General features: G+C 47.3%; 16 protein-coding genes. 10 read left to right on the top strand and 6 right to left on the bottom strand.

From position 1 onward, the window contains the following. Nucleotides 1-111: 111 nt before the first annotated feature. The 3 genes from GQF01_RS16930 to GQF01_RS16940 all read left to right on the top strand — a co-directional run bounded on the left by GQF01_RS16930 (nt 112) and on the right by GQF01_RS16940 (nt 2427). The gene (locus tag GQF01_RS16930; protein ID WP_161407905.1) at nt 112-1140 is read left to right on the top strand and encodes a M23 family metallopeptidase; all 1029 of its coding nucleotides are present in this window, start codon (nt 112-114) and stop codon (nt 1138-1140) included. Between the two features lie 5 nt (nt 1141-1145). Next, nucleotides 1146-1598: a bactofilin family protein gene (locus GQF01_RS16935; protein WP_202556416.1), complete on the top strand. Its 453-nt coding sequence runs from the start codon at nt 1146-1148 to the stop codon at nt 1596-1598. A gap of 94 nt (nt 1599-1692) precedes the next feature. Next, entirely contained in the window at nt 1693-2427 is a 735-nt protein-coding gene (locus GQF01_RS16940) for an HAD family hydrolase (protein WP_161407906.1), read from the top strand. A gap of 167 nt (nt 2428-2594) precedes the next feature. Here GQF01_RS16940 and GQF01_RS16945 read toward each other — a convergent pair whose 3' ends face one another. Both GQF01_RS16945 and GQF01_RS16950 read right to left on the bottom strand, forming a co-directional pair. After that, nucleotides 2595-3542: an ABC transporter permease gene (locus GQF01_RS16945; RefSeq protein ID WP_161407907.1), complete on the bottom strand. Its 948-nt coding sequence runs from the start codon at nt 3540-3542 to the stop codon at nt 2595-2597. Beyond that, on the bottom strand, nt 3526-4461 hold the full coding sequence (locus tag GQF01_RS16950; protein ID WP_161407908.1) for an ABC transporter ATP-binding protein: 936 nt from the start codon (nt 4459-4461) through the stop codon (nt 3526-3528). The genes GQF01_RS16945 and GQF01_RS16950 overlap by 17 nt, the downstream gene beginning before the upstream one ends. A gap of 137 nt (nt 4462-4598) precedes the next feature. Here GQF01_RS16950 and GQF01_RS16955 point away from each other — a divergent pair, with 137 nt between their 5' ends. From GQF01_RS16955 to GQF01_RS16965, 3 genes are all read left to right on the top strand, one after another. Then, nucleotides 4599-5807, top strand: a complete 1209-nt coding sequence (locus tag GQF01_RS16955; protein ID WP_161407909.1) for a sensor histidine kinase — start codon at nt 4599-4601, stop codon at nt 5805-5807. 83 nt (nt 5808-5890) lie between these two features. After that, on the top strand, nt 5891-6583 hold the full coding sequence (locus GQF01_RS16960; protein WP_161407910.1) for a response regulator: 693 nt from the start codon (nt 5891-5893) through the stop codon (nt 6581-6583). Nucleotides 6584-6666: 83 nt separating this feature from the next. Next, nucleotides 6667-6897: a hypothetical protein gene (locus GQF01_RS16965; protein ID WP_161407911.1), complete on the top strand. Its 231-nt coding sequence runs from the start codon at nt 6667-6669 to the stop codon at nt 6895-6897. A 91-nt stretch (nt 6898-6988) separates the two neighbouring features. On the opposite strand, the gene GQF01_RS16970 is transcribed toward GQF01_RS16965, so the two are convergent. Next, the gene (locus tag GQF01_RS16970) at nt 6989-7462 is read right to left on the bottom strand and encodes a hypothetical protein (RefSeq protein WP_161407912.1); all 474 of its coding nucleotides are present in this window, start codon (nt 7460-7462) and stop codon (nt 6989-6991) included. A gap of 180 nt (nt 7463-7642) precedes the next feature. Between GQF01_RS16970 and GQF01_RS16975 the strand changes: the two genes are divergently transcribed. Further along, the gene (locus tag GQF01_RS16975; protein WP_161407913.1) at nt 7643-8920 is read left to right on the top strand and encodes an MFS transporter; all 1278 of its coding nucleotides are present in this window, start codon (nt 7643-7645) and stop codon (nt 8918-8920) included. 95 nt (nt 8921-9015) lie between these two features. Here GQF01_RS16975 and GQF01_RS16980 read toward each other — a convergent pair whose 3' ends face one another. Continuing rightward, a complete protein-coding gene (locus tag GQF01_RS16980; protein ID WP_161407914.1) occupies nt 9016-11886 on the bottom strand; it encodes an S-layer homology domain-containing protein in 2871 nt (956 codons plus the stop codon). A 155-nt stretch (nt 11887-12041) separates the two neighbouring features. On the opposite strand from GQF01_RS16980, the gene GQF01_RS16985 reads away from it, so the two are divergent. Then, nucleotides 12042-13718 carry an O-antigen ligase family protein gene (locus GQF01_RS16985; RefSeq protein WP_161407915.1) on the top strand — a complete coding sequence of 559 codons (1677 nt, stop codon included), beginning with the start codon at nt 12042-12044 and terminating at the stop codon, nt 13716-13718. A gap of 74 nt (nt 13719-13792) precedes the next feature. On the opposite strand, the gene GQF01_RS16990 is transcribed toward GQF01_RS16985, so the two are convergent. Continuing rightward, entirely contained in the window at nt 13793-15277 is a 1485-nt protein-coding gene (locus tag GQF01_RS16990; RefSeq protein WP_161407916.1) for a glutamate synthase subunit beta, read from the bottom strand. A 68-nt stretch (nt 15278-15345) separates the two neighbouring features. Further along, entirely contained in the window at nt 15346-19938 is a 4593-nt protein-coding gene (gene gltB, locus GQF01_RS16995; RefSeq protein ID WP_161407917.1) for a glutamate synthase large subunit, read from the bottom strand. A gap of 414 nt (nt 19939-20352) precedes the next feature. On the opposite strand from gltB, the gene GQF01_RS17000 reads away from it, so the two are divergent. After that, the gene (locus tag GQF01_RS17000; RefSeq protein ID WP_161407918.1) at nt 20353-21330 is read left to right on the top strand and encodes an HD domain-containing protein; all 978 of its coding nucleotides are present in this window, start codon (nt 20353-20355) and stop codon (nt 21328-21330) included. A gap of 45 nt (nt 21331-21375) precedes the next feature. Beyond that, nucleotides 21376-21954 carry a thymidine kinase gene (locus GQF01_RS17005; protein ID WP_161407919.1) on the top strand — a complete coding sequence of 193 codons (579 nt, stop codon included), beginning with the start codon at nt 21376-21378 and terminating at the stop codon, nt 21952-21954. Nucleotides 21955-22024 lie beyond the last annotated feature (70 nt).

The following is a 22024-nucleotide window of genomic DNA, read 5'->3' on the forward strand; positions in this document are numbered from 1 at the left end:
TTTTGACTAGGACCAGTAGGTACAAGGAAGGTTTTTATCGGATCGTGACGAATCTTGTTGTTAGATAAAGTTTACCAAATTCAACCACGACAAGGAGACAAATTAGCCTTTATGAAGCTCAAATGGAAACCCAAAAAACTGACGCTGGTGATCATACCAGATGCCAATCAATCGGTCGTCAGGTTTCGAGTACCCCATTTATTCGCTTATATCGCTGGGGCCAGCTTCTCACTGCTGCTCCTAATAACCCTCATTACGTATGCCCTGCACGCGCAAACCACGAAAAAGGCCAATGCGCTGCAAGCTAAACTTAGTGGAGCGAACCAGCAATGGAACGCCACCTTAACCTCGAAAGACAAAGCAATTGAACAACTGCAAAATGAAGTCATTCAACTGTCTCAGCAAGCGGAGCAGATGAAAACGCAAGTCGAAGAGATGAAAAAATTCGAGAATGATCTCAAGTCCATTGCTGGGCTCGATGCTAATGAAACCGGCAAAGCGGTTGCCAGCACAACAGTAAATAGCGACAACAAATCTACGGAGGAACAGACTCCCCCTATTGCAATCAGCGGAATAGGCGGAAGTCCTAACCCAGCTTCTCAGGAAGCTATTATGCACCTTGGCGAGCAGACATCTGCCTCTTTTACAGCGCTGAACAGCGAAGTGAAAGAACTGCAAACCAGTCTAACCGAAACGAAACAAAAGGTTGCCGACAAACAGCACCTGCTTGCCATAACGCCGACGCTGTACCCGACGAATATCAAGATCGTCACGTCGACGTTCGGCTATAGAACCGACCCCTTTACGCATCGCCCGAGCTTTCACTCCGGCATTGATTTCGGGGCCAGGGAGAATGATGCCGTCTACGCCACCGCTGATGGAAAGGTCGTCAGTACCGGAAAGGATATTTATCACGGCAATAACATCGTCATCGAGCATTCCAAGGGCCTACGCACTTGGTACATGCATTTAAATAAAATTCTTGTCAATAATGGAGACAATGTAGTCAAAGGTAGTACTATAGGCCTAGTCGGCTCCACAGGACGCAGCACTGGCCCCCACCTTCATTATGAAGTGCTCAAAAATGGGGAAAGCATTGATCCTAAACCATATCTCAAAGCGAATCGAAAGGATGACTAGACATCATGTTTAAATCCAAGAAAAATCTTATGAATCCAAATACGACAGATACGTTAATTGGAGAAGGGACCACCTTCGAAGGACGCATTAAATCCGAAGCTAGTATTCGTATTGAAGGTGGCATCACAGGGGATATCGAATGTGCCGGGGATGTTATCATCGGGGAGCGAGGCGTAGTGAAGTCCAATGTTTCCGCCAGAGATGTGATTCTGGCCGGGAATGTCCATGGCAATATCATCACCAAAGGCAAATTGACCATAACATCAACCGGCTCGCTTTATGGCAATATTAGCGCAGCTTCCTTCATTATTGAAGAAGGCGGGCAATTCCAAGGAAATAGCAAAATGGAGACCGCAACTGCTACAGCAGCACCTCAGCCAAAAAACGAGCTGGATAGCAATAATCCGCAAGCCCCCGCTGCAAATAGCGCTTATAAAGGAAATACCATTGCTATGTAAGGAAAACCCTCATCAAAGCTGCCCTAGGAGATGGGATAAGAGCATGGTATAATGGTTGGAAATTCATTTCTAACTGATGCAGGAGACAGGGCCTATGAAAGAACAAGCGATACTTTTTGATCTTGATGATACATTAGTGCATTGCAATAAATATTTTGATGTGGTTATTGACCAGTTCGTTGATCTCATGCTCACTTGGTTTTCCGGTCACGGGCTTGTTGCGCATGATATTAAACAAAAGCAGCTCCAAATTGATCTGGCCGGCATTCATATCCACGGCTTCATGCCCGAACGTTTCCCCAAGTCCTTTGTTGAAACGTATCAATGGTTTAGCGGGCATTTCAATCGGAAAATGAGCGCCAAAGAAGAATCATGGCTGATGCAATTAGGCCATACCGTATACGAATACACGGTCGAACCTTATCCACTCATGAACGAAACGCTCGATCAGCTGCAACAAGATGGCCATCGACTCTTTCTGTACACGGGCGGCGATGCTTCGATTCAAATGAAGAAGGTCAAGGACCTGAGCCTCGACACGTATTTTCATGACCGTATCTTCGTCACCACGCATAAGACCAAGGAATTCATGGAAACGATCATGCATGAGCAAGGTTTTGATCGCAAACATACGTGGATGATCGGAAACTCCGTCAAAACGGATGTGCTGCCTGCCCTCCATGCGGGTATCCACTCCATCCACATTCCAGTCGCGCAGGATTGGGCGTACAATACAGGAACGATTGATATCGCACCTCAAGGAGCTTTCTACCAACTGGATTCCTTACAGGAAGTTCCCACGACAATTCAATCGTATATCATGAAATAAATAACGCGTTAACGCAAAAAGCTGCCCCTAAAGTCATTAAATGACCAAGGGCCAGCTTTTTTTGTTTGGCCAGCCTTCTCAAATTAACGGGAAAAACTGACGCTATTTTTCAATTTACATGGAATAACGGGAGAACTTCCCGTTAAATCTGAATCAGCCTAGCTTACTTAAGCCGCCACATCGCGCCTGCGGAAGATTTCCCAGGAAAGCAGGTTGAACACCAGGAAGTAGACAATCAGGACGACAATTGAAAATCCAAGTGTCATTCCTTCTGCAAGCGGCTGCCCTTCCAAGTAAGGCGTAAGATCCGTATTGGCAAATAAGAAGTATTTGCCCCAGCTGTATCTCAAGAGCAGCATCGCAATAACCTGCCCTGCGAACATGATGAAAATGCTGAGACCGATGGCCAACGAGGAGCTGCGGAACACGGTAGAGATCATAAACGCAAGCGTCACAATCATCACAAGCTCAATTAGCTTCAAGCCATAGGTTGCGAGCGTGAATAGCAGCATACTCCCTTCATGCACTTGCCCCTTTGCATCTACCGTCAGATGCGGAAGCCCAAGGCTCTGAAAGCCATACAGGAATCCATTCACGATGAGAGCAGTGATAAACAATAGAATCAACAAGGTCGCAGCAAACAGGAGTGTTGTAATATATTTGGAACAAAGAATTTTGGCTCGGCTGGCTGGGCGAATAAGCAGCAGCTTAATCGTTCCCCAAGTGAACTCGCCGGCCACCATATCCCCGGCAATAATGACGGTAAACAGCGTCACTAGTATAATCATGCCAGAGGCCCGCAGCGCTCCGCCCCAAAGCGTATTATCCGTTGGTGGATAATTATGGTCCAGCATGTACTGCTGAAGCGCGATTTCTTCCTTCATCTGTTGTTTGAATTTTTCCGGAAGTTCAACGTTTTCCAGCTCTTTCTTATTATGCTCAATAGTCTCTGTCGCTCTAACCTTCCATTGATCGTTGCCATCATCAGCACCCGGATGTGAAACCAGCCCAGCCAAGACGACAATAACGATCAGCAGCAGCCCCAGTATCCACGTGCGCAGCCTGCGGTAAATTTTCATCTGTTCATTTTGGATTAAATTAAGCAATTGGATCACTCCCCGTCATTTCTAAGAATTGATCCTCCAGCGACTTCGTTGCCGTACGGATTCCGTAGACAGCAATTCCTGCCTCTACAAATCGTTTGTTCCACAGGGCGGTCTCTTCCTTATCGAGCATCAGGATTAGATCATCACCCTCTACCTCAGCCTTGACAGATTGTGCAGCAGCCAAAGCCAATGCTTGATCCGGCGACGACACTTCAAAAGCAACATGGAGCTTGCCGTCCGACCGGGTATACTCTTTGATCAGCCTGACATCTACCAGTTTCCCGTTCTGAATAATGGCAACCCGGTCGCACATAAGCTCCATCTCCGCCAATAGATGGCTGGATACAATGACCGATATGCCATCCTCGCGCGTCAACTTGCGCAAATGATCGCGCAGCTCGCGAATACCAGCTGGATCTAGGCCGTTCGTTGGCTCGTCCAAGATCAACACATCCGGCTTATGCAGCAAGGCCTGCGCAATACCGAGTCTTTGGCGCATGCCCAAAGAGTAGGTTTTCACCTTATCATGAATCCGGTTTTCCATGCCTACAAGCTCAATGACCTCATCAATACGGTCCGCCCCTATTCCCGGAAACATTCTGGCGTAATGCACCAAATTGTTATAGCCGCTCAGAAACTTATACATTTCCGGATTTTCAACAATAGCGCCAACATGGCGAATCGCTTGTTCAAAATGGGTCCGAATCGAATACCCGCCAATCCGGATATCCCCTTCCGTAATCGACATGAGCCCGACCATCATTCGGATCGTGGTTGTTTTACCAGCCCCGTTCGGGCCCAGAAATCCAAAAACTTCCCCCCGCGGGACGTCGAACGTTAATTGATCAATAATCGTCTTAGCGCCGATTCGTTTGGTAATCCGCTCGATCTGTACAATCGGCGATTGGTCTTGCGCTGCTGCTGCCATCTTTTATCGCTCCCTACCGCTATAAGTCATAAGAGTCATACAGAGGTGCTGCTGACAATATGACTGCGCTCACTATGGATTTTTCCAACAATTAGGTACAATGATCTTATACGATTTTAACTAGAAGGAGTTCCTCTATGATTCAAAGAAGACCTTGGCATGGTGTGGAGTGGTCGTTATTTATCGTTTTGACCGGCTCTGTGCTGCTTGGCCTGCTTTACGCGCTGCTCCATATGAATGAGAATGAGCACGGTAATATCTTTTTAACCATATTAGCCCTGCTTCTATCCTACGGTGTTCCTTTTTTATTCTGGAGACCTACCTACATTAACACAACGATGTACCCGATTTCCGTATTACTGACAGGGATTCCTCTACAAATCTATCTATCATGGATGCAAGAAGATGCCTACCTTACTATTAATTGCCCATTAATGGTCATTGGATTCCTCACAGATCGAAAAAATGCATGGTGGGCCGCTCCAATCTCACTAGTTGCGATGCCTGTTGCCTATTTCTTAATCCTTCATCGAGGTATGGGGATGGGTGTTAGCGAGTTATTCAGCATCATCCTGAATGCCGTGCTGTTTTTCGCCATCGGCCTCAGCTTGCAGAGAGTTGTAACCTCTAATGAGAAGACGGAAAAACTTTTAGCGGAAAATCAACGTCAATACTATTTAATCCATGAGCAAAATAATGCCTTAGAGCAGTACGCCAACCAAATCGAGCAGTTGACTCTGCTGGAAGAACGCAATCGGATGGCTCGCGAGCTGCACGATACCGTCGGGCATACGTTCACTTCCGTCATCATGGGCATGGATGCTGTTTCCTATTTAATTGAAGCTGCGCCTGACAAAGCCAAGGAAAAGCTAGACGTCCTGCGAACTGTCACCCGCAACGGCTTGGAAGAAGTACGACGAAGCATTCATCAAATGGTGCCCAAAGAAGGCGATATGCTGCTATCGCAACAATTAACAAGGCTGGCTAACGAGTTTGCCCTCCATACCGGCACTCAGATCCGGTTTACGACGGTTGGGGAGGAATTTGATATTCCTAAACAAACTAAGCTCTCGCTCATTCGCTGTTTGCAGGAGTCCTTGACGAATGCCAAACGGCATGGCCGTGCTACCTCTGTAGAAATCAAGCTCAATTATCAGGACGAAGGTGTCGGAATTCGTATCGAAGATGATGGCGTCGGTACCGAGCAGCTCAAAGTCGGCTTTGGAATTAATGCCATGCAGGAGCGGATCTTTGCGCTGCAAGGGACGTTACAGGTAAGCTCAGCCGTCGGTCAGGGGACGATTGTTGAGTGCTTCATTCCTGCTAAGCGTTTACCTTCTTTTTAAAACCTCTCTTTCAAGCTGTCAGCCTTGGATGATACAATATGGCTAACAACACAAGCAAGTTACGCTACTAGGAGGAGTCCCGTATGAACAATGTCCCACTGAAACTACTCCTGGTTGACGATCAGGATTTAATACGAGAAAGCCTCCACATTGTGCTGGGCATGGACCCGGACATTGACGTCGTGGGCTTAGCCGAGAACGGCCGTGTCGCCATCGAGCAGTGCGAAGAACATCTCCCTGATGTCGTCCTGATGGACATTCACATGCCTGTTATGGATGGGGTCGAGGCCACCCGGAAGATCAAGGAGACATGGCCGCAAATCCGTGTCATTATCCTGACTACCTTCCAGGAGATCACCTATGTCGTTGATGCCTTGGGAGCGGGAGCTGAAGGCTATCTGCTTAAGGCCATACATCCGAAGGATTTGGCCGCAGGTATCAAATGGGTGCATCAAGGCGGCACCCTCATCCCGCAGGATATCGCGAAAATGCTCGTCCAGCAAGCCAGAGGCGCTGCGGAGTCAACCGTTCGTGATACGGAGCTTTCGAGATCGGCGAGCGAAGAGCCGGCTCGCACGGACGCATATGGCCTGAGCGATCGCGAAGTGCAGGTGCTGCACTGCATCGCTGACGGGCTGAACAACCGGGAAATTGCCGAGAAGCTTTTCCTTTCCGAAGGCACAGTGAAAAATTACATTTCCAGCATTTACTCCAAAATGGACGTTCGTGACCGTGTGCAAGCTTCAAAGAAGGCGCATGAGGAAGGTATGCTTTAGGGCGAAGTTCATAAGGCTGTCCCATAAGCTCAAAAAAAGGGGTTCCCCTCGGTCATTTTGGTGACTTCCGGGAAACCCTTTGTTTGTTAAAAAGAAGCCGAGTACGAAAGCAGAATCTGGATCGGCTGCTGGAATTCAAACTTACTGCTCAAGCTGCCGCATACACTGCACGGCACCGTTCCTGGGTGTTCCACAGATTAAGGGAACTATACGGCCGCTATTTAGCCCAAATCGGCTATTTCAACCGTAATGCGGAACTACAGGGCCTTATTTGGCATCCGGCAGTTGCTGTTGAGCTTATATCCGCGAAATAGCGGAACACAGTTCCCATTTATCTGCCATATGGCTATCTTACTGATAAATAGCGGACCACTGTTCCTTGGAGCCTAGCCGCGTAGCTATTGACTACTCAAAAAGCTTTTCTAGAAAGCCCTTTTTCCTCTTGCGAATCTTCCGATAGCTTTTCACTCGGGAATAAGTAGGCTGCTCCTCCACCGATGTTGGACTTTCCGAATACAGCGTCAATGCAGTTGAAGGCTCTTCTTCTTCGATGACCTGCAGCGTGGTTCGTTCCTCATCCACTGGAGAGTCGAGTCTTCGAACAACCCGGTTAATAATCTGCTCATAGAGCTTATGTTCCATCTGATGATTCATTTGCCGAAGCAGCTGTTCATGCTGCTTGTTATGGAGCTCATATTGCTCATGAAGCTGAGATTGAAGATCGGCTACCTGCCGCGAAAGAAGGAGGACCACTTTTTGCAATAATAACAGATGTTGTGTCCCCATAGGTTCATCCGCGTCAAATTCTGGAGCGTCTTCGCCATTCTCGGCTAACAGCGCATACAGCTCCGCAGCCGTCATGAGATTCTCTTTCTTCATGGGCTTCCTCCATTACCGTTTCATGTCGCAGCAATCGTTCCACTGCTTATCCATCTTATTGTACATGAAGTTGCGGAAATGTTCACCTTTTTGATTTCCCATTGACTTCCAATCGTGCTTTCACTATTCTTGGCCTATAATCTACTCAAACTCTTAATTAAGCTGAAGGGGCCAATTCCTATGCAAATTGATGCACCACTCAAAAAGAAGCCACGCATGTTCGACCTATTCCTGCTTCCCTTTATCCAATCACGCTCCTTCCCTTATTTATGGCTAAGTCAACTCATTTCGATGCTTGGAGGATCTGTCACAACCGTTATTTTACCAATGGTCGTTTATTCGCTCACAGGGTCAACGACGATGATGGGCTTGGTCATGACTGCCTATATGCTGCCCTATGTCCTCATGCTCCCCCTCTCGGGATGGATTGTCGACCGTTATGATCGTGTGAGAATTATGATGCTTTCCGACATCGTCCGCTTCATCGTCATGTTGGCCATTGCGGTGCTTATTTTCACAGACAGCTTGTCTGTCCGCATGCTTTTCGGTTTGGTAAGCCTTTATGGCCTTATGGAAGGACTTTTTCACCCGGCTTATTCCGCAGTGCGAGCCACTGTGTTCACACCGGACATTCGCAATGCTGCCAATGCGCTGACACAAGTGAGCAATCAAGGGGTCAGGATCATTGGCCCTATCCTAGGCGGGCTCATCATATCCTCCATGTCTGCCAGCTATGGATTCGGATTGGATGCGCTCACCTATCTGATCTCCTATTTGTGTCTTTTAGTGTTAGTAAAAAAAGCATTCGTTTCGCGCCAAAACAAGCCTGAAACCTCAACAAGCAAGCTATCCTTTGCCTGGAAGCGTGAACTCCTTGAAGGTATTACCATTCTCAAAGGTCATCCCTGGCTTTGGATCACGATCCTTGCCTTCTGTTTCATTAATATTTGCTACACGGGCATTATTGTCATTCTCGTCCCTTGGCTGTTCAAGGTTCATCTAGGGCTCGATCCACTCGCTTATGGCGTAGGCATCACTTGCTCCGGCGCTGGAGCTATTACGGCAGCACTTCTCTTCGGGTCCAAACGGCACTGGCGTCACCGTGGTATACTCGCCTATGGCGCAGTGATCCTGAGTGGCGCAGCACTGCTGGCAATGACCTTCACAACGTCACCTGTTGCGCTCTCCTTGCTCATGGCCGTCCAAGGGTTTGGACTTATGATTTTCGGTCTCATCTGGGAGACCAGCCTTCAGGAATTAGTGCCCCCCGAAGCTTTCGGGCGGGTGGTCAGTTTGGATTTGTTAGGATCTTTTGCCTTGTTGCCGCTAAGCTATTTCCTTGTCGGCTGGATTGCTGATCAAATTGGCGGTGTGATTACTATCACGATATTCGCTTCAATAGGCCTGGCTATTGTCGCCAGTGTGCTTTGTGTGCCGGCGATTCGGCGGTTTCAATAGTCATCAGATAAATAAGTTAATCTCACTATAAAAAAGAGGCTTACTCAGTTCATCAAACAACTCTGAGCAGCCTCTTTTTATTTTGTTAGATTTTTTTAATTAATAAATTGTACATATTGCAAAAACCTTTTCAGCATGACAGCAGCTTGTGCGCGTGTTGCAGAATCTTGTGGAGCAAACCTTGATTCGGTCAACCCATTTACAATTTTAGCATGAATTGTTTGTCCGACGGCACCTTTTGCCCAATCACTAATCTCATTTCCATCTGTATACTTGGATAGATTATCTTGGGATATCGCCAATGCTGACCCCTTACCTGCGAATTGAATGGCTCTTGAAATCATAACCACCATTTGTTCTCTTGTTATAAGCTCATTTGGCTGGAATTGCCCACTTTCATTACCTTGTACTAGACCTTTCTTGGCAGCCGTACCTACTGCCCCTGCAAACCAATCACTGGCTTTCACATCATTATAAGCAGCCCCTGTATCATCAGGTATTAATCCTAGAGCTGAGACTAGCATAGATGCAAATTGAGCACGGGAAACATACTGGTTTGGTTCAAATGATTGATCATCTGTGCCTTGAAGAATGAATTTAGATGCTAGCTGATCAATATCATTTTGAGCCCAGTGCCCTTGAACATCTTGAAAGGATTTTTTCATTTCTACCAACGTGTAGATGCTGTTATGGGAAGATTTAATGGTCACTTCGGATTTCCCATTGACTTGACGAAAGACAGCAGGAATGAACACCATTTTACCTGTAGTAGGATCATAGGAAACGACCGTTGTATTTCCATCAACCACGTTTGGTGAAATAATAATTCGCTCAATGTACGTACCGCCAAAATCGTTTACCTCTACTTTAGATCCATTCTGTTTTTCTGCCGTTATATTGAATTCAATTGGATTTACCAGTAAAGGCTTTACATCCGGATTCACTCGCTTTAATACTTCGTAAGATTTCTCAGAAGCCTTTGTTATCGAAATCGTTAACTTTACGTCTTTCAAATCTCCTTGAAATTTCTCAGCAAGATGATTGAACACACTAACAGGAACATGATATGTTCCCGCATCCGTTTGAATGGAGAGAAGCACATTAGATTTTGAGGTAATAGCATCGTTAAGTTCAGACGCTGAAATCTCGATTTTTGCTCCATTATCAGTATCCGTTGCCCCTAGAGTTAATCTAGTATGTTTATTATCATTTTCTTTTAGTGCATCTATCGCTTTACGAACGGAGTCTGATTTAAACCGAATAATGGAAACTTCTTTCCCATCTACTCCGTTTTCTTTGGCAATCGTCATCGCTTCGGGTTTTAATTTAGCACCATCATCTGTAAGTTCGTATGTCTTGCTGTCATATCCGCCACCACCACCACCGCCAATAACAACAGGTGCTTGAACAATTGGGGGACTTTTAATCGTGATAGATTCAGATGCCTCATACATTTCATACATACCTGGAACACTTTCAGTAAAATAAGATACTTGATATTTTGAAGTTGCCAAACCAGCACTAAATCTTGACCCAGGCCAAGTCGGCAATTTGATTTCATTCGACTTACTTGTCGACGACATCCTCAAAACGTACTCTTCATCTGCTTTCAATTCTTTATCCAGCATAAAAGTAATGAGCCCTTTTTGGTAAAGGTTCCTAGCATGTATCCAATTGGTAATAGGTACAATCGAATTATCCGATTTTTTAATTAATTGTACATCAGATGCTTGAAGTTCAGCTTCTTGAATGGTAGTAGAATTGTTTTCTCCAAACTCAGTTGTATGCCAACGATCATACGGGAAATAAACCGTCAATTGATTTCCGAGGCTTCTGGAAGGAGTAAAACTTACTATATCTTCATTAGGGGCTAACCAATGACCTACTTCCTTATTATTAAAATGAAAAATAGGCGCAGATTTAAAATTCTTTTGCATAATCACATCAGATAAATTCACTAAGGAGAACTTACCCTCGTCTGGACTCGGGTACCCTAAATCTGTTTCATAATTGCTTAGTTTATATGTGTCTCCCACTGAATTCGTTACTTCAACGTGGTAATCCGCGCTAGGCAAGCTGAAATAGCACTCCAAATATTTATCAGAACCACCCGGATCCGTAGTAAAGATACTATAGCTCCCTAAATCTGATTTATCTGAGATTGCATGATCCTCATAGGCTAGGTTGTATACAATTTCACCGTCTCTATCCTTAACTACAAATTGCGTTCCTGCCGCAGGATATCCGTTAAGATAAATATTTCCGTGATAAACGTATCCATCTGGCCTATCGTCCGCTTCTAAAACTAGCTTTTCGCTAAGCGGAGTTTCATGGCCGAACACATCTACTAGGCTATACTGATATTCGGTAACTCCGCTGCCGAATATATATGAAGTTTTCCAAGAACCGGGCATACCATCCATCGAATATTGGTATGGATATCCATTTCTATATTCTTTAATCCCACTTATAGCCGGGGATTTCATCGGATCCCACTTAATTTCCCAAGAACCCTGATTAAATTCTGCATGTAGTCCAGTCAATGATCCAATTGTATAACTATTCCCGTATGTATAGACATTTCCAGAAACATTATTTAAAGTTGATACAATAGGTGTTGTAGGATTCTCGTATACGGAAGCAGTTACTGGTTTTAAACCAATCAAGGCATTGTTTGGCGTGCCATCCAAATTGTAATAGTAGGAGCCGTTGCCTCTATACTCCGAATTCATATTTTGGACAACTGATCTAGTTCCGTAAGTCTCATCATACATACTAACCGAAACAGACGGTTGATCGGAGTAGATATATCCATATACCTCACCAGAAACAGGATTAAACTGAAAGTTAAAGAAAGATGCCGCAGATGCTAGTAGCGGGGTAAATAAGTTTAACATTAATAGAAGTACGATTGTTGCAGATGCGCGACCCACCAAATTTTTATGTGAATTATCTTGCAATAACAAGTAACTCCCTCCTCTTATTGGATAAATGTAACAGCAAATCTAATAATAGTTGAAATCCCAATTTTCGACAATATTCGTCAACCGAGATTTAGGCGAAGATACAGGAACATATCATTAAATTTTCACTAAATTTCGATTGGAGAGGACAATACTAGATGTCTCGGCGGCAAAATGAATGGATCAGTGACTCCAATTGGACCTCAACACTATCTTTAGCCTTACTTACCCTTTTCCTGTTTCTTGCTTTCATGCAACATGGCTTATTGTTTAAGCCAGAATATTTAATCATAGGCAGCCTTCTTTATATTGGTGCTAGCCTGCTAATCATTCGCGGATTCATTCCCAAACAGCTTTTCTTTTACCTCCTAATCTCTTTCGTAGGCTGGACTTTTTTGACAACTTCGTATGCTATCAACCAGCAGGAAGCATTAAACACAGCATTTCGTTTTTCTCTAGCAATCCCATTTGTAATTCTAGCTTCACAACTTACGAACAAGCACAGACTACTACTTATTCGCATACTGATTTATCTATCTTCAGGCTGGATCGTAGTCGGATTATTGTTCAAACAATATCGGGATGGGCGTTTCGAAGGAACTTTGGGGTATGCCAACTCTTGGGGAATCTTGCTTCTTGCAGCACTTATTTTAAACTTTACAGTCTCTATGATAGACAATAAAAAAGCAGATAAATGGATAAGCCTCCTACTCATTGGTGGTGTACTGCTTACCGGATCCCGTACCGTTTTCGTGCTTATGTTAATCTTGATACCTTTGCAACTTCTGCTAGTAGGTAAAAATAGATGGTTATCAATGATGCCTCAAAAAAAAATCCTCTGGATAACTGTATACTTGGCTGCCTCACTCTCCATACTCTTTACTGCCGTACTCATTTCACATCAAACAGGCTCACTAGAGCGATTAACGAATATTAATCTTCAGGCTTCAGAGTGGACATCACGGCTTGGTTACTATCGAGACGCTTGGTCCATCATTATGGATTCTCCCCTGCTTGGATATGGTGGCGGAGCTTGGCACATTCTTCAATACCAATATCAAACGGCTGATTATACGGTCCGATATTTGCATAATTTCTGGTTAGAGACTTGGATTGATTCAGGGCTGCTAGGGTTGCTCCTTCTAAGTTCAATGGTAGTTACTTTTATTTGGATCAGCCTCTTAAAGTACAGAACAGCAACCGGACACACCAAAACTTGGATTGTTGGTTGTTTTCTTGCAGGCATTTGTCTCTTGTGCCACTCTACAATTGACTTTAGCTTCAGCTATTCCATGCTATTTGCACTTTGGACCATATTCCCTCTATTCTCAGAAAGATCACTTGAACCTACTAATCCGAAATTAAAAAATGTTAGCAATAGCTGGACAGTCCGAATTGCACTCTCCTTAAGTCTCCTCATAGCTGCGTACTTCAGCATCCGATTAGGTATTGCCGAATCTCTGATTATTAAATCCGATCAAATATCGCTTAATCAGAAAAATACAAAAGAAGCTATCGGATTACTACAGCAAAGTGAAAAGTATGCGTTTTTTCCAGCAGAGCAACATGAGAAGATCGCAAGACTACTAATAAATGAATATCTTAATCCTCCCCAGCAGGTTAATAATGCTTTAGCCATTGCGGAAGATGAAATTGGGAGAGCAATTGAACGCAATCCCGAAGATCCACAGGTACATCTTTTAAAATGTCAAATTGACTACGCTAAGGGCAACCGTACGGAAGCCTTGAAACAGTTATCTGCGATTAAAGATAAATACCCCTTTCACCATGGCATTCATGATCAGTTTGATAAATGGATGAATACTGGCAGATAAATGATGAAGCCATTTCAAATAGAAAAGCTGCTTGCCAAGTAAATTACTTACTTGCAAGCAGCTTTATTTACATCCTATGGCAAATTCGACGATCCCATCAAATAACGATCAACCTCACGAGCCACCGCGCGCCCCTCATTGATCGCCCAGACGACAAGACTTTGCCCGCGACGCATGTCACCAGCGGCAAAAACGCCGTCCACGCTCGTCGCAAATTTGCCGTACTCCGCTTTCGCATTGGAGCGCTCGTCTTTGGCGACGCCAAGCTGATCCAGCACCGTGTTCTCCGGTCCAGTGAAACCCATCGCGATCAGGACCAGCTGCGCTGGATACACTTTCTCGCTGCCGGGCACTTCCACAGGCACGAACGCGCCTTTCTCGTTCTTCTGCCACTCGATCAGCACCGTGTGCAGCTCCTTCAAGTTCCCGTGCTCATCCCCCACGAATTTCTTCGTGTTGATTAAGTACTGGCGTGGGTCCTCGCCCTGAACCGCAGCAGCTTCTTGTTGGCCGTAGTCTACTTTGAGCACCTTCGGCCACTCCGGCCAAGGATTGTTCGCCGGACGCGTCTCCGGAGACTTCGGCATGATCTCGAACTGCGTCACGCTTTTGCACTTGTGACGCAAAGAAGTGCCCACGCAGTCCGTCCCCGTATCACCGCCGCCGATGACGATCACGTCTTTGCCCTCGGCGGAGATAAACTCGCCGTCGGAATGCTCTGTATCCAGCAAGCTTTTCGTATTCTTGCTGAGGAATTCCATCGCCAGGTGAATACCGCCAAGCTCGCGGCCTTCAATCGGAAGGTCGCGTCCTTTGGTGGCTCCACCGCACAGCACGATGGCATCGAACTCTTCTTGAAGCTTCTCAATCGGATAGTTCACACCGACGTGCGCGGAGGTAATGAACGTGACGCCCTCGGCTTCAAGCAGGTCTACACGGCGCTGGACGTACTTTTTGTCCAGCTTCATGTTCGGGATGCCGTACATCAGCAGTCCGCCGACGCGGTCCGCGCGCTCGAACACCGTCACCCAGTGACCGGCCTTGTTCAGCTGCGCTGCGGCAGCGAGTCCGGAAGGACCCGAGCCTACAACGGCAACCTTTTTGCCTGTACGTACTTCAGGCGGCTCTGGCCTGATCCAGCCTTCAGTAAAGCCTTTATCAATAATGGCTTTCTCGATGCTTTTGATCGTAACTGGCGTGTCCTTAAGCCCCACTGTACAGGAGCCCTCACATGGCGCCGGGCATACACGACCCGTGAACTCCGGGAAATTATTCGTCTTGTGCAGACGATCCAGCGCTTCCCGCCATTGGCCACGATACACGAGATCATTCCATTCCGGAATGAGATTGTTAACGGGACAGCCAGCAGCCATGCCGCTAATCAAAGCTCCCGTGTGGCAAAATGGAATGCCGCAATCCATACATCTTGAACCTTGCGTCTGCAATTTATCATCCGTCAGCGGTGTCGCGAACTCTTTCCAATGGCCTATTCGGACCAGCGGAGCAGCCTCGGTTGCCACTTCACGGCGATGTTCTATAAAACCGGTTGGTTTACCCATGAACGTTTAATCCCTCCTAAGAGTTTTGCTTCAACAAAACTTACGCCGTAAGCCTCTGCTCTGATTCGTTAGTTCCCACCGACACGGGAAACATCCCGCATATTCGCCTCGAAAGCAACCATGATTGCCTCTTGCTGGCCAAGTCCGGATCGTTTCACCTTCTCGATGGCATCAAACATCCGCTTGTAGTCCTTCGGTATCACCTTCACGAACTTCCAAACGTATTCATCCCAGTGCTGAATGACGCGGTGGGCAACGCTGCTATCCGTAAATGTAGCATGATGCTGAATCATCGTTCTCAGTTCATTCATTTCAAAAGCTTCCTCGACTTGCTCAAGATGGATCATCTCTTTGTTCACCTTGTCGGCAAAATCACCCTTCTCATCGAGTACGTAAGCTATTCCGCCTGACATCCCTGCTGCGAAGTTACGGCCAGTCGAGCCTAGAACAACAACACGGCCGCCTGTCATATATTCACAGCCATGATCGCCGACGCCTTCGACAACTGCGCGCACACCGCTGTTTCTAACACAGAAACGCTCACCAGCAATGCCTCGAATATAAGCATCACCGTCTGTTGCTCCATAGAAAGCGGTATTTCCGATAATGACATTCTCTTCTGGGACAAAAGTGGACTGGGCAGGCGGGAAAATAACAATCTTGCCGCCGGATAACCCTTTGCCCACATAGTCATTCGCATCTCCTTCAAGGGAGAGCGTAATTCCCTTGGGCACAAAAGCGCCAAAGCTTTGCCCAGCTGAGCCGTTAAAGTGTAAGCGAATTGTATCGTGCGGCAAACCTTCCACACCATGACGGCGCGTCACTTCACTGCCCACGATCGTGCCGACCACCCGATTCGTATTGGCGATGTCCATGCTCACATGCACATGTTCCTTGCGCTCAATCGCGGGTTCGCAGATCTCAAGCAGCTTGCTAACGTCCAAAGAGCGATCCAAGCCGTGGTCTTGCGCCATTTGGCAGAATCGACCCACGTCCTCACCAACATCCGGCTGATGCAGAAGCGGCGATAAATCAACGCCTTTGGCTTTCCAATGCGCTACAGCTTGCTTAGACTCAAGCACATCTGTGCGGCCGACCATTTCCTCAATGGTGCGGAATCCAAGCTCAGCCATCAACTCACGCACATCCTGCGCGATGAAGGTCATGAAATTCACAACATGCTGCGGATCGCCGGCAAATTTCTTGCGAAGCTCCGGATTTTGCGTAGCTACCCCAACCGGACATGTGTCCAGATGGCACACGCGCATCATTACGCAGCCAATTGTAATCAGCGGAGTTGTCGCGAAGCCGAACTCCTCGGCACCGAGCAGCGCAGCTACTACAACGTCGCGCCCTGTCATCAGCTTGCCGTCCGTCTCGACGGTGATACGGCTGCGCAGGTTGTTGAGCACGAGCGTCTGATGCGTCTCCGCCAGACCCAGCTCCCACGGCAATCCCGCGTGGCGAATACTCGTCTGCGGCGACGCGCCCGTTCCTCCGTCGTAGCCGGAGATGAGGACCACGTCCGCTTTCCCTTTGGCTACGCCGGCAGCGATCGTGCCAACCCCAACCTCAGATACCAGCTTAACGCTGATTCGTGCACGAGGGTTGGCATTCTTGAGATCGTGGATCAGCTCTGCGAGATCCTCGATCGAATAAATATCGTGATGCGGCGGCGGCGAAATCAAGCCTACGCCTGGCGTAACACCGCGAACCTCAGCCACCCAAGGGTAAACCTTGGTGCCTGGGAGCTGGCCGCCCTCGCCGGGCTTCGCGCCCTGCGCCATCTTGATCTGAATCTCGTCGGCATTGACGAGATAATGGCTCGTGACGCCGAAGCGGCCGGACGCCACCTGCTTGATCGCGCTGCGGCGCAGGTCGCCGTTCGCATCCGGCGTGAAACGCTCCGGATGCTCGCCGCCCTCGCCGGTGTTGCTCTTGCCGCCGATGCGGTTCATTGCGATCGCGATCGTTTCATGCGCTTCTTTGGAGATGGAGCCGTAGGACATGGCTCCGGTCTTGAAGCGCTTGAAGATCGATTCGATCGGCTCCACCTCTTCGATCGGGATCGGCCCGCTGCCTGCCTTGAAGGCTAGCAGCCCGCGCAGTGCCATATATTTCTCATCCTCACGCTTGATGAGCTTCGTGAAGTTCTTGTACTGGGCGTAATTGTTCGTACGGACCGCTGATTGAAGAGCATGCACCGTTTCTGGTGTATACAGATGGTCTTCCCCATCCCTGCGCCACTGCAAATCCCCACCGGTATCGAGCACCTTATCGCGTCCCTCTTGCTCAGAGAAGGCACGCTTGTGACGAAGCACCGCTTCGGTAGCCACAACGTCGATACCTATCCCGCCAACCGGCGTATAGGTCCATGTGAAATACGCATCGATCAGTTCTTGGCTGAGACCGATCGCTTCGAAAATTTGCGCCCCACGATAACTTTGAATCGTGGAGATGCCCATTTTGGCCAAAACTTTCACAACGCCTTTGGTCACTGCCTTGATGTAGTTATAGGTGGCTTTCTCATGATCCATACCGACAAGCTGGTTGCGTCTGATCATATCATCCAACGTTTCCAAAGCCAGATACGGATTGATCGCACCTGCACCATAGCCAAGCAGCAAAGCAAAATGATGCACTTCGCGCGGTTCACCCGACTCAATTAGCAAGCTGACTTTGGTCCGTGTGCCTTGGCGAATCAAATGGTGATGCAGTCCTGACGTTGCCAGCAGCGCCGGAATGGGCGCCTTTTGGCTGTCAACACCGCGATCCGAAAGAATTAACAGGGACGCACCGTCCTCGATGGCCGTATCTGCGGCGGCATAAAGGGCTTGCATCGCGCTTTCCAAGCCTGCGGTACCTTGAGCGGCCTCGAAAAGCGTAGGCAGTGTTACTGTCTTAAAACCATCACGCTGAATATGACGCAGCTTCGCCAGTTCTTCATTAGAGAGGAACGGCGTTTTCAAACGAATCTGGCGGCAGCTCGCTGGCTCAGGGCTTATTAGATTGCGTTCTGGCCCAATCGTTGTGCCCTGCGCGGTGATAATCTCTTCGAAATTCGCATCAATCGGCGGATTCGTGACTTGCGCGAACAACTGTTTAAAGTAGTTGTACAGCAGCTGCGGCCGGTCGGACAGCACAGCCAAAGGCGCATCCGTGCCCATAGAGCCGATAGGGTCTACGCCTGTTTTGGCCATAGGCTCAAGAACCTTGCGCAGCTGCTCAAATGTATATCCAAAAGCTTGCTGACGCTGCAAGACCGTGTCGTGATCGGAACCTAGCACGATAGGCGCATCATCCAAATCCTCGAGCGAAACGAGATGCTCGTTCAACCAGTCGCGATAAGGCTGCTCGCTGGCAATGCCGCTCTTAATTTCTTCGTCGGCTACAATGCGGCCTGCTACGGTATCAACAAGCAGCATGCGCCCTGGTCTGAGGCGATCTTTGTACAAAATTCGTTCTGGTTCAATATCCAGGACACCAACTTCTGAGGCCAAAACGATCAAATCATCCGTAGTGACATAATAACGCGATGGGCGCAATCCGTTGCGATCAAGAATAGCGCCAATCTGGCTGCCGTCCGTGAAGGCAATTGCTGCCGGTCCATCCCATGGTTCCATGAGTGTGCTGTGGTATTCGTAGAACGCTTTTTTGGAGTCATCCATAGACTCATGCTTGGACCACGGCTCAGGCACCATCATCATCGCTGCATGTGGCAGTGAGCGTCCTGAAAGCATGAGGAATTCAAGTGTATTATCAAACATCTGTGAATCGGAGCCGTCCGTATCAATAATAGGAAGAATGCGTTTGAAGTCTTCGCCAAATAGTTCTGAATCGCACATCGCTTGACGTGCATACATCCAGTTCACATTTCCGCGCAAGGTGTTGATTTCACCATTATGAATGAGATAGCGATAGGGATGCGCACGCTCCCAGCTTGGGAATGTGTTCGTACTGAAACGGGAGTGAACGAGCGCAAGCGCTGACTCTACCTTCTCGTCCTGCAACTCTACGTAGTAAGCGTCGACCTGCTTGGGCGTCAACATCCCTTTATAAACGATTGTTCGGCTAGACAAGCTAGAATAGTAAAATTGCGCATCCTGCTGCGCTGCCTTGATAGCGTTTTCAGAAAGTTTACGTATGACATACAGCTTCCGTTCAAAATCGAGATTGCTCGCCACACCTGCGCTTTCTCCAATAAACACTTGACGTACGAAAGGTTCTGCCGACTGTGCGGATTCTCCAAGTGAGCTGTTATCCGTGGGAACAGTTCGCCAACCTAAGAATTGCTGATCTTCCTCGCTAACAATGCGCTCAATAATTTTCTCGCATGCTTGGCGTGCCTCCAGATCCTGAGGCAAATAGACCATACCTACACCATAGTGACCTGCTGCAGGAAGCTTGATGTTCTCCTCCGCACAAGCAATTTGGAGATACGCATCCGGGATTTGCATCAAAATTCCCGCTCCGTCGCCTGTGTTTTGCTCACTGCCTTGACCACCGCGATGATCTAAATTGCAAAGTACACGAAGCGCTTGCTTGACGATTTCATGCGATTTAATACCTTTAATATTGGCTACGAAGCCAATACCGCAGGCATCACGCTCGAACTGAGGATCGTACAATCCTTGCTTGGGGGGTAACCCGTTTTTGGTCATGTTGTGCAACCTTTCTTTTCTGGTTTTTGGACTCACTTTGTCCAATGTACGCTTTAAAGTATTACATGGTCGAAACATGGTGCCGCCTATTCCATCTGAATATATTGAATAATGCAAATTGATGAAATAGTCCCAATATTTTTTATATTATATTAACACCAGAAATAGTATAGTTCAATCTAAATGTAAAGGTTTTCATTTTAATATTTTTATAATATAGTCCTAAAAAAAGGAAGGACCGTTAGAGGACGGCCATTTACCTCCTTTTTCATTGGATTTGCAGCTTGTCGTGCCTGTTTAACGGTGCCTTTTCATTCGCTCATGATAGCAAACTTTCTATGTTTCATGCTATGATAGCTAATGCGCTGAAATGAAATATACATCCAGATTCCACAGCCTAGGAGGAACGCTGCTTTGAGTCTACAGCATACTTTTTCGACTGGGATGATTTGGGAGCCCCTTTATAAGTGGCACATACCAGCCCATCCGGTTGAAGTCCAGCTTTTCCGATCGCAGCCGGTTCGCCGTTTGAAGTTTTTGCATCACTTCGGAGCATCCGCGCTTTTCTCACCAATGACCCATTCACGGTTCGAGCACACCGTAGGTGTGTGGTCCTTGATGGCCCATTTTTGCCCGGACGAACCCTTGCTTCGCATTGCTGCACTTTTGCACGACATCGGCCATTTGCCCTTTTCGCATGCGGTGGAACGGACACTCGGTTACGACCACCACCAACATACAGAGCGATTGATCCTCAGCGGAACAGTTGCTGACATCCTGACTGAGCATGGGATCTCCCCAGCGGCGATCGTGTCTATTTTGAATCAGGACAGCCCACTAACGAATAAAACTTCCTTGATGGGTCTTGATCATCTGGACAGTTTCCTGCGGGATACTACCTATGCTGGGCAGCAGCTCATGCCGCCTTCTGATCTCGTCCGAAAGCTTCGCCTTCGCGGGAATTATATAGAAACAGATGAAGAAACGGCGGCGGCCCTCGTTCATGCAGTCGTGGAAGACCACCGTATTTTCCTAAGCCCACCCTTCCTTGCCATGGATGCGCTGCTCGCCAAAGCGGTTGCTCATCACTGCGAAGAGAACCCGGGTATGAAAGAACGGCTTCCATCCTTATTGGATCACGAGCTTATTCAGGAGCTGTTGCAAAGTGCAAACAAGGTAGCTAGGGACACGATGAATGTCTTAATGTACGAACCGCATCGCATTCAAATTACCGAAGAGCCAGTTAAAGGCAGCATAGAAGTTAATATTCGTAAAATATACAAGAAACAGCCGCTGATCGGCGACAAACCAGCTTCGGAAACAAGCTTCCAAGCTGCCGTGAAATTAGAAGAGCTTCAATCTCTTTCAGCTACTTATTTTTTTAACATATAGTCATACATCCATTCGATCCTAGACCTACAGAGGGGACTGGCCAGCTTGGCAAAATTATATTTCCGTTATGGTACGATGAACAGCGGTAAATCCATTGAAGTACTGCGCGTTGCGCATAATTATGAAGAACAAGGCAAGAAAGTTCTCCTTTTGACATCCGTCGTTGATGACCGTTTTGGTGTTGGCAAGGTCGTATCCCGAATTGGTATGCAAAAGAATGCCATTGTTGTAGACGATACTTTGGATATGATTGAACTCGCGCAAGTTGAGTCTCCCAACTGTATTCTTGTGGACGAGGCTCAATTCTTGAACAAAAAGCAGGTCGCGCAGCTGATCACGATTGTCGATGATCTGAACATCCCTGTTATCGCGTATGGCTTGCGGGCGGATTTCATGGGGCAACTCTTTGAGGGAAGCACTGCGCTGATTGCGGCTGCCGATACGATTGAGGAAATTAAGACGGTCTGTTGGTATTGCGATAAGAAAGCGATCATGAATATGCGCTGCAAGGATGGAGAGCCTATTTTCCATGGCGAGCAGATCCAAATTGGCGGTAATGAGAGTTATGTTCCCGTTTGCCGCAAATGCTATGCATCGAAGCTGAAAGCAACGCTTAGCGTCTAACTTGCAGGGATTTACCCGCAAATTACGTCTAATCTACGAATAAGATTGATATGGTTGTCAAAGAAAGGTG

It is taken from the genome of Paenibacillus silvestris (genome assembly GCF_009882985.1).
GTDB lineage: Bacteria > Bacillota > Bacilli > Paenibacillales > NBRC-103111 > Paenibacillus_E > Paenibacillus_E silvestris.

Coding starts and splice junctions, on each gene's coding strand:
- gltB (WP_161407917.1), bottom strand. CDS start 19,938: ATGACCAAAAACGGGTTACCCCCCAAGCAAGGATTGTACGATCCTCAG.
- GQF01_RS16970 (WP_161407912.1), bottom strand. CDS start 7,462: ATGAAGAAAGAGAATCTCATGACGGCTGCGGAGCTGTATGCGCTGTTA.
- GQF01_RS16985 (WP_161407915.1), top strand. CDS start 12,042: ATGTCTCGGCGGCAAAATGAATGGATCAGTGACTCCAATTGGACCTCA.
- GQF01_RS16940 (WP_161407906.1), top strand. CDS start 1,693: ATGAAAGAACAAGCGATACTTTTTGATCTTGATGATACATTAGTGCAT.
- GQF01_RS16975 (WP_161407913.1), top strand. CDS start 7,643: ATGCAAATTGATGCACCACTCAAAAAGAAGCCACGCATGTTCGACCTA.
- GQF01_RS16960 (WP_161407910.1), top strand. CDS start 5,891: ATGAACAATGTCCCACTGAAACTACTCCTGGTTGACGATCAGGATTTA.
- GQF01_RS16930 (WP_161407905.1), top strand. CDS start 112: ATGAAGCTCAAATGGAAACCCAAAAAACTGACGCTGGTGATCATACCA.
- GQF01_RS16990 (WP_161407916.1), bottom strand. CDS start 15,277: ATGGGTAAACCAACCGGTTTTATAGAACATCGCCGTGAAGTGGCAACC.
- GQF01_RS16955 (WP_161407909.1), top strand. CDS start 4,599: ATGATTCAAAGAAGACCTTGGCATGGTGTGGAGTGGTCGTTATTTATC.
- GQF01_RS16935 (WP_202556416.1), top strand. CDS start 1,146: ATGTTTAAATCCAAGAAAAATCTTATGAATCCAAATACGACAGATACG.
- GQF01_RS16950 (WP_161407908.1), bottom strand. CDS start 4,461: ATGGCAGCAGCAGCGCAAGACCAATCGCCGATTGTACAGATCGAGCGG.